Genomic DNA, 11,535 nt, shown 5'->3' on the forward strand with positions numbered 1-11,535 from the left:
GAAAATCCAGAAAGCGCAAAAAGTTGGGCGGCCGGGCCTCTCAGTGCCGGCATTGGCGCAGGTTTGCCGCCCGAGATCGTCACCACCTCGATTGGGCGTGAGAAACTCGATGTCGACACGAGAACAGCTTGAGCGCGCCCGAACCAACATTTGAGGAGGACGCGCCATTCGCGGACATTAGCGCATTGCCCAGAATCAGACGTTACGAGTGTGCTTGCCGAGGTTCCGCACTCGCCCAACTGCCGCATTCCCAGCAAGCCGCTGAGTGGTCAAAAGCGGCCCCTTTTTGGACGCTGGGGACGTCGGCTGCCGGGCAGTGTAACGGATGCCAATACCGCGCTCCCATTGCGCGAGGGCTTGGTGGTGCGGGTAGGTAACTCAATCCATCTGCGTAAGGAGGCGTAGCACACGCTGCGCGGCCTGCTAAAGTTCGCCGGTGATTCCCTAGCGAAACGCTGGGTGGCGGGGGCGTGAATTGACGGAGTCAGTGGTACGACGGCGAGCAGAGATCGCGTCCCATTTTCAGCGATCGCTAGAGGGGGACCACATAGTTGTCGCATCCCCCGATCATCCTCTTGTATTACGTTCTGCTGATGTTTTGGTCGGTGGACCTTCAGGTCTGACGGCCGTCATGATTGCTTCATCCGAAGAATTGCGACGCCCAAAACTTTTTGAAGCCAGGTTGACGCTTAACACCATGGCGCTCCCGCCTCATACGTCATTCATTCATATCAAATCACAGGGCGGATTACCGGAAATATACTCTCAATTATTCTTTGCCGAATTCGATTTTGAGAATCGAAATTTAAGAGCCGATCTGGTGAAGATCGCACGCGATCCCGGCAAGGCGTCCAGAACGAAGGTGTCTGAAAGCAAGCAACGGCGCGCTGAGCGCAGATTTGCTGACACCTATAGACTCGCTCAGACGCTTCATCATCATGCGGATCGATTTCATGACATCCCGCAAAAAGTCGCTCGCATGCCCGATCGCGACATATTTGAAAACGGAGTGTCCGGAGCATTTTTCCGGGGGGAGCCGTCGCTATCGGCCCTCAAGACATTCATCCTGGCAGAATGCGAACATTGGTTTGCGCCCACGATCAATGGCGTCGAGCTTAGAGATGAACCTGCGGGATTAGCGTTTGCACAGAACCTTCCCGAGCTTCCCGGTGACCCACTAAAAGCGCTCAGGGCAGCCGCGTTCGCGGGATGGGTCATCGCACCAGCGACTTTCCGGAGACGCTCTCCTCACCAAGTCGCTGAACTGGTCCACCGATACACGAGACTAAAATGAGCTCCAGAAGGTCACGTCACAAGCTCATGCAGGCGCTTGTCCGAGGGTCTCCTGCCTACGCGCTCAATCCGGACTTGCGGCTTGTAGATAGTGAGTTGGCAGAACTCGGCGCGTGTGTTCGTCTCCAGCCGCTAAAGCGCCAACGACTTCTTCAGGTCATCCATGCGAGCCGGGCGATGGACACATGCCTCGCATCGGTGCTGCGAAACAATGGGATCGACCCAAGGGCGGCGCCGGGAATCGGCAAGATGCTCGACAGCCTAAAGTCGCTCCACCCAAGCACGAGAGGGTATCTCGATCACCCTACGGCTACCGTCTTTAAGAGAGCCATTGCAGACAAACGTAATCTATACGCCCATCGAGCTGGATCGTTTCCAAATTCAACATCAGAAGTCGACATCTTCGTTTCAGATATCTACGCCTGCATGTCAATGGTGCTCTGAGATCGAGACGGAATATTATGGTCGACAAGAACAGAATTATAGATCGCCATGGCGCGGGTACGCTCCTTGAGCTGTTCGTTGAGCGCACTCGCCAACATCGTGCCGATGACATCGGTAAAGCGTTTCACGCGACGCTCACGGAACTCCACAATGACGGCACGATCGATGTGCTCGAAGCCGCACGCACGATTATCAGTTCTTCGATTAGTCAGCATGACTTCTTCACGGTCATGCATGTCTATTGCGATCTTATTCCAACCCTTCAAGCCGAGGTTCCGGCGATGCTCGCCGCGGTGAAGGCATTGACTGGCCGCGCTGGCAATGATCTGGCGTCCGGTATGCCCAATGGCGCGTATCGGACTTGGGCCGAGCAAGGCGATCGCGCGCGGACCACGCTCGTTACGATAGACAAGGAAGAACCCGAAAATGCGGCCTATGTGTTCCTTAGCCTTCAGGCGCTCGCCGCGAATTCACCCGATGAAGCACTCACCGAAGCGATCGCCTACCTCGAAGGCCCGGCGGCACCCGCGCGCTCGGCCGCGGCCAAGGCGATCGGGACGATCGTTCTAGTGACCCCCGAGGCACGTAGCCGCGCGACCGACGCCCTCGCGGCCGCCAGAGCTACTGCCGACGACAATAGTCTTGGTCATATCCTCACCGCCATATGCGAGATCGCACGTGTTCATCCCGATATGGAAGCGTCAGCCGTCGCGCTGATCCAAACTGCCGCGCCACAGGTCGGTGACCACGCGATCCACCAGCTCTCGTTTGAGCTCATGTTCCATGGCGAGGAGCTGCCGCCGGCAATTGTGGCTGGCCTGACGGCGATCATGCAGAAGGTCGCGATCGGCAATCGTGGAACGCTCGAGAATATCGATGCCGCCGGCGGTAAGCTGGTTTCGCATGGACGACTAGATGAAGCCCTCGCCCTGATCACGCCACTGATCGCGGCGCATGGCGAGCTCGCCTCGTTTGAGACGCTCGATGGCTTCTCATATGCACTGCTCCAGCTCGCACCCGATCAACTGGCTAAAGTAATGGTCGGCTGGCTGCTGTCGTGCAATCCCAACCTCGGCCGCGCCACCTTGTCGTTGGTCGGCGACTATCATGGTGATTCGCCGCTTGTCCTGGAGGTTGACCGCGCCACCCGCGGCCTGGCGGATGCCGACAGGGTCCTGCTTGCCCATCGTGCGATCGGCTATCTGTTCCTCCATCCGATTACGGCTGCTTCGCTGGTGCTCGGTCTCCTCCGCGGTGTCGCCGAGGCCCCACGCAACGCGATGGCGGAAATTCTCTTCGACCCACTGTTAATCAACTATTCGGGAGAATTGGCCGACTGGTTGGGCGACCGAGCCAAGATTGCAAGCGACCCGGCGCAGCCCGTCATTGAAGAACTCCTCGGCCGGCTCGATGCGTACATTGACGGCCTGCGCAAGGCTGGCCGTATCAAGGAGTTGCGCCCATCGGAGCGCGAACGGCTTATCGAAAGCCACCGCCAGCATGAATCGATGCGCCAAGCGCACAAGCAGGCCGAGAAAAAGTCGATACTGATGTCGGTCGTGAGCCGTTCGGTGCTACTCTACGGCAATCGCTCGATCAGTCGTTTCGAGGGACCAGACGGCAAGACGCAACGCCACGAGATGAAGCTTCACAGCTTCAGCCACAGTATCGAGTCGCCGCGCCTCGACATACTTGAACCGTTCGACCTTGATTATACCCTCCGTCTCTTTCGCGCGATGTGCATGGTAGCCAAGCCGTGAAGCTTGTCATTCGTGAGTATCTCGCCTCCCTACGAGAGCGCGGCGAGCTCGACGCGGTGCTGCCCGACTTGCTGACCGAGCTTGGGTTCACTGTCTATTCGCGTCCGGCGAGGGGCACACGCCAGTATGGCGTCGATGTCGCAGCAGTCGGCACCGGGCGGGATGGCGTTCAGCGCGTCCATCTATTCTCGGTCAAATCAGGCAACCTCGATCGCACAGAGTGGAACACGGCCTCACCTCAGAGTCTCAGGCCATCACTAGACGAGATTCTAGACCACTATATCGCGAGCCGCATCCCACCCGAATATGCCGCTTTGCCGATCGCCATCTGTCTCACTTTCGGCGGCGCAATCGACGAGCAAGTGCGGGCCGAAGTGACCGGCTATATGAACCGCAACACCACCGAGCGCATCAGCTATGAGGAGTGGAATGGCGATCGACTCGCGGACGTCATCCTCGACGGCATCCTGCGCGAAGGCTTGCTACCGCCCCCCTTGCGCAGTCATTTGCGTAAAAGTGTCGCGATGGTCGAGGAGCCCGACATTGCACTCGACCATTTCGGCCGGTTGCTCCGCGCGTTGACCGACGCGCCCGGCGCGACCCCGGCGGCGCGGCTATCGCAGGCCCGGATGATTAATATCTGCCTGTGGATCATGTTCGTCTGGGCGCGCGAGGCAAACAATGTGGAAGCCCCTTATCGCGCCAGCGAACGTGCGCAGCTCGAGGTCTGGCACCTTCTTAAGGCCGATGTCGCGCACTCGAACAGAGTGGCCGAAGCGGCAGGCATTGTTATCAACGAGCTCTTCGAGTTGCATTTCGCGATCTGGGACGAATTGTTCGAGACTAAGATCCTTCCGCACTCCAACGTCCGCCACGCACTCTCATCTGCGGTCGGATCCCATGCAGCGCTCGACGTAAACCTCAAACTATTTGAGCTTGTCGGTCGCCTATCGCTGCGCGGGCTGTGGCTAGTGTGGCAGCTTGCGCCGCCAAACGGCCCAGTCGTGCTCAACAACGATTTTCTCCAGACACTGCCGGCGATGATCGTAGAGACCACCAAGGCGACAACCGAGCGAATCGACGGGCTCTGCGCGCAATTGATCCAAATCGTCAGCAACAACCGGGCGCTGCTTTCGCCGATCGGCGATTGGCAGGCGATCGACATTGGTCTCGCCTTCACACTCCTCGCCTGCCGCCCTGGTGCCCATGGCGCAATCGATGAATGGGTAGAGGAGCTGGCGAAGCGCAGCATCTTCGCATTCAACGTGCACGGCCGCTATCCGGTGACAAGTCTCTCCTACTGGGACCTAGTCGATCATCCGTCCGAGCGCAGCGAGGAGTACCGCCAGAGTTCGACCGAGGGGAGCATCCTATACCCGATGCTGGCACAGTGGGCTGCGGCCCGCGGCAAGCAGGAGCTGTTCGACGAATTGGCTGCGTTCAAGGCCAAGTCGCTCGGCCACTGCACGTTCCAGACTTGGCTGCCGGATGAGGACAGCGAAGAAAATCTCTATCTCGGCCGGGATAATCACGGAGCCGCACTGACAGGCATTCCTGTTACTACGGGCACACGGGACGCGCTCGATTTCGTACTCGAGGAGGTCGCCAGCAACCCGCATTATGATGCGCTTTCGGCGGTCCGGCTCGGGCATTGGCCGATCGTACTCATGGCATGCCGTTGCCATCGGCTACCTGTGCCGCCGCAGGTTTGGCGCGACCTCCTGCCTGCAATACGTCCACGATCCACGGACGCGCCTCCACCTTCGGGTGACGGCGCATGCTAGGCTTAGCAATCACTCGCATTCGTCCTCTCACCGAGGGTAGTTTCAATGAGATCGTTGAGCTCGCAGGAGGGCGGCGTGCGCATCCTGATCAAGACCGGCGAGCCGCGCGAAACGCCGATTACATCCTCGGCGATGCAGTGATCGAACTGAAGATTCTTGACGATGAGGCTCTAAGCAAAGTCGAGCGGCAAGCGAAGCTTGCTGCTTTATTCACCGCGCTCGATCCGGACAGACCTGTTCACGTGTTGGATCGTGAACTCCTCGATCTGACGGGACAGCGTGCCTATGATCGGACAATGGAAGGCCCGATCAAAGGCGCGGTTAAAAGCGCAAAGGGCCAGCTCGTACAATCGCGCTCGGAATTTCCGGAATCCAAGCGATCGATATTGATGCTCGTCAACAACGCTAACACGGCGTTGGATCATGATGAGATCGTTCAGATCGTAGGGCGCCGCGCACGGAACGACACCGATGACATTGACGGCGTTGTCGTTGCCGGCGCCTACCTCCATAGCGATGGCTTTGATACCTTCGCTTTGTGGCCGATCGACTACGTGCCGATCTCACTTGATCAGGCCTTTCCTGAATTCGAATCCCTTCGGACGGCGTTTCACGGCTACGCTGAGCGCGCCATGACCGCCGCGATCATAAATGGCCAGTCGACAGATATGACGAAGGGCCCAATCCTCGATACAAAATTCGAATTTGAGGGAAAGACGTTCGTCAAGTCCGCCCCGCCGCTGGGTAATAGCTCCGATTTTTATGTTAGCGGCCGGCCGAGGCAAAATAGTTCAGGAATTGAGACAAGCCCAACCGTTGGACTTACGTTTCCGGACCTCACCCGCGATGAATGGTCCAAGTTTCGCGAGCAAATGCCTGAAGACGCCTCGCTAGGCGCGCGCTTCGAAGAGTGGCTTGCCGAGCGAGCGGAGGCGAATTCTCAAGGAACACCACTCAGACCCTTCGTCCCCATAGTGGTCACCTTCGATGGATGGATTTCGAGCATCAAAGGCGGCGCCGCCCCACGTCGTTTCAAGTCAGTGAGCGAATATGCCAATATGCTCTATCAGCAGGCGATCAATAACGTAATCGACGGCGCTCGCGATCTACAAGAAACTAAGGTGATTCCGAGCCGATACATCCTCGCTGTCACGGAGCTGATCGGCCAAGATCAAGCCAACGACTTGTCGCATATTTTCCTAGTTGAGGAGCGCTTTGGCAGTGAACCGCGGATAACAACCCTTGTCAGGAATGCGCGGATCTTCCATCGGCATGCCTGTACGCTGGGTGCATCCTATGCAGTGAAGCATGGTGTTACATCGCTGCGCTGGGAAAAGGTGATTACCTACGCATGGTCATAGAAACACGAGTGTGAGCGCCGCAGTCACTCCACCGCACAAACGCGCTGGCGGTAGTCGGAGCACTAACGGAAGAAGGTATCTTCTAGTCGCTGCGATAGCCCCACACGAGGCCGGAAGGCGAGTGTAGCCTGACGGAAAGCGTGAGCGTGGCTCGCCTCGAACTTGTCGACGAGGCAAGGAGGTTGAACAGCAGGGCTCGTCTCAGCAAGAAAGCCCGGTGGCCGATGCGCGTGCGACGTCCACGGGCAACCCCGCTGAAGCTTTAGCTTTCACGAGCCAGGGTAGTCATTGACCTGCCTGTTACAGGCGGAGCCGAGGCAGCTTCCTGCCTGCTGCGCCCTTCGCGACGTCGAAAGCGGGCCAGCGAAGTCATTGCAGGATGAGCCTTGGTTTCTCAATTTCCTCTTCCTCAGGCGGCTCATACTCGACAACGGTAATGTCGCTACCGTCTTCAGGTGGTGGTGGTTCATCCTTGATTGCGAACGTAACGGCCTTACCGGTCTTCAGGATTTCCTCGATCACCTTTGTGAGCGCTGCCGACTGAGGCAACGTCGTCCCGATCCATCCGCCTCGGACGAGTTCGACGAACTCTGAATTCGACATGCGCCTTGTGGCGTTCCTGTAGCCTAAAAAGCGTCCGCCCTTTGGGCCCTCGGTCGTAGAATGCGTAGCAAGCCTCTCCCAGAGCGCAAGCGGGAAGTACATGCCCGGGAACAGGCGAGCGCTGTCCGGCTCAAACTGAATTCGTCGGCAAATCTTTAAGAAGAAGGGATCTTGGCTGAAGCGAAACCCACGCGGTGAATCGTCAGGCGGCATCGCCTGAAGAACCGCTCGAAGGGCGACCATTCGCTGGATCTCCCCATCGAGATCGTCGCCCGCCTTCCAACGAAACACGGGAGGGTCTTCGGCTTCGCTCATCGCCTTGTACTGAACAAGAATTACGCAGCCGTGGGTGCGATTGTAGTAAATTAGGTCGGCGCCAGTTTGCTTTTCCAACTCAGTCCGGTTCGCCATGATAACCGTGAGCCTGTTTTTCGGGTTTTTGTCCTGCACAAACTCCTTCGCTGCGTAAGGCAGGTCTCTCACAGCTTCGAAGCCGGGGACCGTCGATAGATCGGAGATGATCATCGGATCTTCGCGCGTGTAGACTTCCGGGAGGCCTCGTAAGAAATTGTCGTCAATGTCATCCGTTGGGCTCCATTGAAGGAGCGCGTCTCGGCTGAAGCTTCCGATCCTCAGCGCAATATTCAGCGTCTCCTTCTGAAGCGCCAGATTCTGAATCTGAGCCTCGCTGTACTCCTCGATCCGACGAGAGCGTTCCTCGCCATAGCGCTCGAGCCGTGCAGAAAGACCGGGCACGATCTTCAAGAGTTCATCGATGACGTATCCCAGTGACTTCGGCGGAAGAAGGCCCCCGCTGGAAAACACGCGCTCCACATGTTGGCGGACTTTCGCCGGGGCTGCGGCTCTCAGTTGATCGAGGGAAACCGGTTGCGACAGGGGCTCCATGGTCTCAAGATTTAGCCGCCTCAATCCGCTACCCGCAGGCGCGCCTTGTCGGCCGGAGGCGATATGCGTGATTGCGCCCTCGTTCAAACAAGCAAATACGACGAGAGCTGTTGTCCGACTATGTTTGAACAAAGGGACTGGTTCGGCCGGTGTTTGACCGGCGTCGAGAGCCTCTAGAAGCTTTGACGCCCTTTTTGACTCAACTCGCAGCACATATCCACCAGCAGCCACTGTCATGCCCCCTGCATCAGCCGCAGTTCTAACAATGGTTTCCAGGCTGGCAAGCGTCCTGGTGGCTTGGGGTAGTGGCGCTTCTGCATTTGCTTTCCGAAAACCTAGACCTACAGTTGCGGCAGGATTGTTGTGGGGAATCAATCGTGGAAGGTGAAGCGGCGCCGTTGGAAACGCCTGATGCGTTTCTCAAAGCCTTAGGACAGAGTCTAAAGGCAAAGGAAGGTATAGACACCGACCTTACGGGCATCCTCACGACACATATTCTAAAAGCCGCGCCGGCGCAGAACGCTGTCGCTCAGGCGAAGGACGCAATTGTGAAACTCGCCGCCGAGCGGGCTAACCTGCGGAAGATGCAGGCCGCCAATGGCTGATCCATACTTCTTCCGATCGTTGTGCATCGCCGGATTTCGAGCCTATCTCCAGCCGAAAACGTTCGATTTCAGCAAAAAACGATGCTTGGCGATCTTCGCGCCCAATGGCAGCGGCAAATCCAGCATCATCGATGCGCTGGAATTCATATTCTCGAAGGACGGAACGCTCGAACGGCTCGGCCAGCGCACCGCTAACAACAAAGCCGGCCCTGCGGCTTTGGCACACTATCTTGCCGAAGAAGCGAAGATCGCGCCGATGGTAACGATCGACATGATCGCGGGCAAGGAGATCACGAACGGTAGTCGGGCAGCGGCTGGCCCGAAGCGAGTGATCCCGGCAATAGCGACGACCGTGAATGTCTGTTTCGCGGTGCCGCCGATCATTCGTGGCCATGCCTTACGGGCGTTCGTCGAAGCCCATACGCCGGAAGACCGCTACGCCGACGTGGCGAACTGGCTGCAACTCGGCCCGCTCGTTGACGTACAGAAGAACATTCGTTCGCTACGAACGCAGGTTAAGGCCGCGGCCGAAGACGAGACGGCGTTACAGCGCGTTGATACTCAGCTCGCCAGAGAGACATCCCAAACGGTGCAAAATTGGGATGCGGCCGCAGTGGTTTCATATGTCAACATGCTGGTCTGTGCGCCACTTGATCCGACGCTCGCGCTCGTGGCTCTTGCCGCGGTTGATCCGGCCTATGTCGAATTGGCAGCGCGCGCCAAGTCCGAGGAGAACAGGATCGGACTCGCTGGCATGCGCCAGATCCGCAACGCGGCTGCCGCCTTGTGGGTGGAGACGGTTGGCGAATATGGCGAGACCGCCATCAACGGCACAATTCCGGCTTTCGATGCCGCCGTCACGGCGTTATCGGTGGCCGTAGGTAAAGAAGTCGAGGAGCGGGACAAAGCGGCGGGGACCGTATTTCAGGCTGTGTGGAAAGCGGCTGAACCGCTTTTCGCCGAAGGAGCAACGCCACTCGACTCCTGCCCTGTCTGTACCACGCCGATCGCGGACACGGCGGCGGGCAGCGCGAAAGCAATCCAAGATCACGTCGCCAATCATCTCGAAGAACTCGCCGACTACGCCGCTGCCAAGAAGAAGCGCGACGATGCCAAAACAGCGGCGACCACGGCCCACAACCGATTGGTGTCGTCTCTGACCGGGCTGATTGGGTTGCTGGACGATGGTGACGCACCGCTCAAGTCCGATCTGGTCACCTATCAGGCGGACGTCGCCGGCTGGCCAAAGAGTGCCGCGCCAGCCTCGGCCAGCATCGTCGCCTCGATTGCCAAATTGCTAGCCACGCTCGATCAAGCCATCTCCGATGTGGAGGCAAAGCAAGGGGACCACACCTATATCAAAGCCAAAGCGAAGATCGATCGTCTGCTGGAGCTGGACGACGAACGGGATCTCGCACTGCGGACGAGCAAGGAGGTGGGCAAGCTGTCAGAAGCCCTGACGGCGCAGGCGGCAGCGATCTCGGCCGAAATCCGCAAAATGGTGCAGGCGCTGCTCGACAAACTCCAGACACCGATGAATGACATCTACAAGTTGATCCAAGGCACCAGAGCCCAGCCCATTCGGCTGGAACTGCCGGGAGAAGACGAAACCAATCAACAACGTCTCAATCTGCTTATCGATTTTGCCGCGAACCGGACGGGTGTGCAGCCGGGCGGCTACTTGAGCGACTCCCAGATCCATTCGGTGGCGCTGGCGCTGCGCATGGCGGCGATCAAGCAGTTCAACACCGGCGCGCCTGTCATCGCGCTGGACGATATCGTCACCTCCTACGATGCCGACCATCGCCGCACCATTGCGGCGCTCATCGCCACCATGTTCGATGACTGCCAAATCCTGATCACCACCCATGACGAGCGGTTCTTCAATTACCTGAAGGATCAGCTCGACGCGAAGACCTGGCATTTCACCCGCATCATTGGCCTCGACCCCTCTTACGGGCCGAGGTTCGCTGACCATAAGGTCAGTGACGCGATGATTGAAGCTCGCTGGGCCGATGGGCAGTCGGCGGCGAATGAAATGCGGCAAGCCGAAGAGGAATGGTTGCTCGGCATATGCCGGGACTTCGGGGTTAGCGTCCGGATCCGAGCACTGGAGAGGGCCTATTCCTACGAGCGCAGTGAATTGGCCTCAGCGCTCGGCGGCTTCCTCAAGGATGCCAAGCTGGAACCAGCGCTGGTGCCCGGCGTCAACAATCGCTTTCTCACGAGCTTGGCGACAGGCACGATCGAAAATTTCGGGAGCCATTTTCAAGACGTCCCTTACGGCGACGGCTCGATCGGTGACGAAAAGACCCGTTGGGACGAGTTTAAGACGTTCCGCAGTCAGTTCGCTTGCAAGAAGTGCAGTCGCACGAAATTCCAGCGACCCTTCACGTTGAAGAAGCCGGTATGCGCGCATGGTGGGTGCGAGGCTCAGTTTGAGTTTGAAGCAGCAATATCATGATAGGTGGTGATCATAAGTCGTCGAGCAGGCGACCTGGATGCCCCGCGGATCGTCCCTGAGATTCCGTCCCGTTCTCGACGAACCAGAGGCAAATGTTTCGATTTCTGCAGAGTGCCACGTAGATCTGAGCAAGCCCTTCGGCTCGATGCCGCAGGAACAGCCAGCGGACCTCTGCCGGAGTTCCGCCGCCTCGGCGATGCCGGACGCAACAGCCCGAAGCCGCCGAACCCGGGGCCAGAGTCAGACCGAACTGAACTGCCTAAGACCGGACGTTCCGAATGTCAGGAAGGGGCCGATACCGTTGAAAAAGTCGTC

At 58.3% G+C, this 11,535-nt stretch carries 7 protein-coding genes; 6 read left to right on the top strand and 1 reads right to left on the bottom strand.

The features are described from left to right. Positions 1-631: 631 nt before the first annotated feature. The 4 genes from DK26_RS29220 to DK26_RS28260 all read left to right on the top strand — a co-directional run bounded on the left by DK26_RS29220 (position 632) and on the right by DK26_RS28260 (position 6,642). Positions 632-1,294, top strand: a complete 663-nt coding sequence (locus tag DK26_RS29220) for a hypothetical protein (protein WP_157089883.1) — start codon at positions 632-634, stop codon at positions 1,292-1,294. A 460-nt stretch (positions 1,295-1,754) separates the two neighbouring features. Beyond that, the gene (locus DK26_RS28250; RefSeq protein ID WP_066480226.1) at positions 1,755-3,497 is read left to right on the top strand and encodes a hypothetical protein; all 1,743 of its coding nucleotides are present in this window, start codon (positions 1,755-1,757) and stop codon (positions 3,495-3,497) included. Then, positions 3,494-5,281, top strand: a complete 1,788-nt coding sequence (locus tag DK26_RS28255) for a chemotaxis protein (RefSeq protein ID WP_157089884.1) — start codon at positions 3,494-3,496, stop codon at positions 5,279-5,281. Before DK26_RS28250 ends, DK26_RS28255 begins: the two co-directional genes overlap by 4 nt. Before the next feature lie 137 nt (positions 5,282-5,418). Beyond that, a complete protein-coding gene (locus DK26_RS28260; RefSeq protein ID WP_184231784.1) occupies positions 5,419-6,642 on the top strand; it encodes a hypothetical protein in 1,224 nt (407 codons plus the stop codon). A 369-nt stretch (positions 6,643-7,011) separates the two neighbouring features. On the opposite strand, the gene DK26_RS28265 is transcribed toward DK26_RS28260, so the two are convergent. Then, the gene (locus DK26_RS28265) at positions 7,012-8,388 is read right to left on the bottom strand and encodes a hypothetical protein (protein ID WP_157089886.1); all 1,377 of its coding nucleotides are present in this window, start codon (positions 8,386-8,388) and stop codon (positions 7,012-7,014) included. 140 nt (positions 8,389-8,528) lie between these two features. On the opposite strand from DK26_RS28265, the gene DK26_RS28270 reads away from it, so the two are divergent. Together DK26_RS28270 and DK26_RS28275 are read left to right on the top strand one after the other, a co-directional pair. Next, positions 8,529-8,756, top strand: a complete 228-nt coding sequence (locus DK26_RS28270) for a hypothetical protein (protein WP_157089887.1) — start codon at positions 8,529-8,531, stop codon at positions 8,754-8,756. Continuing rightward, entirely contained in the window at positions 8,749-11,220 is a 2,472-nt protein-coding gene (locus tag DK26_RS28275; protein ID WP_066480236.1) for an AAA family ATPase, read from the top strand. Before DK26_RS28270 ends, DK26_RS28275 begins: the two co-directional genes overlap by 8 nt. Positions 11,221-11,535 lie beyond the last annotated feature (315 nt).

The organism is Allobosea sp. WAO, assembly GCF_001509835.1.
Lineage (GTDB): Bacteria > Pseudomonadota > Alphaproteobacteria > Rhizobiales > Beijerinckiaceae > Allobosea.

Bases quoted from the DNA above. Each gene is read 5' to 3' on its own strand.
- DK26_RS28265 (WP_157089886.1), bottom strand. From the start codon at position 8,388: ATGACAGTGGCTGCTGGTGGATATGTGCTGCGAGTTGAGTCAAAAAGG.
- DK26_RS28250 (WP_066480226.1), top strand. From the start codon at position 1,755: ATGGTCGACAAGAACAGAATTATAGATCGCCATGGCGCGGGTACGCTC.
- DK26_RS29220 (WP_157089883.1), top strand. From the start codon at position 632: ATGATTGCTTCATCCGAAGAATTGCGACGCCCAAAACTTTTTGAAGCC.
- DK26_RS28275 (WP_066480236.1), top strand. From the start codon at position 8,749: ATGGCTGATCCATACTTCTTCCGATCGTTGTGCATCGCCGGATTTCGA.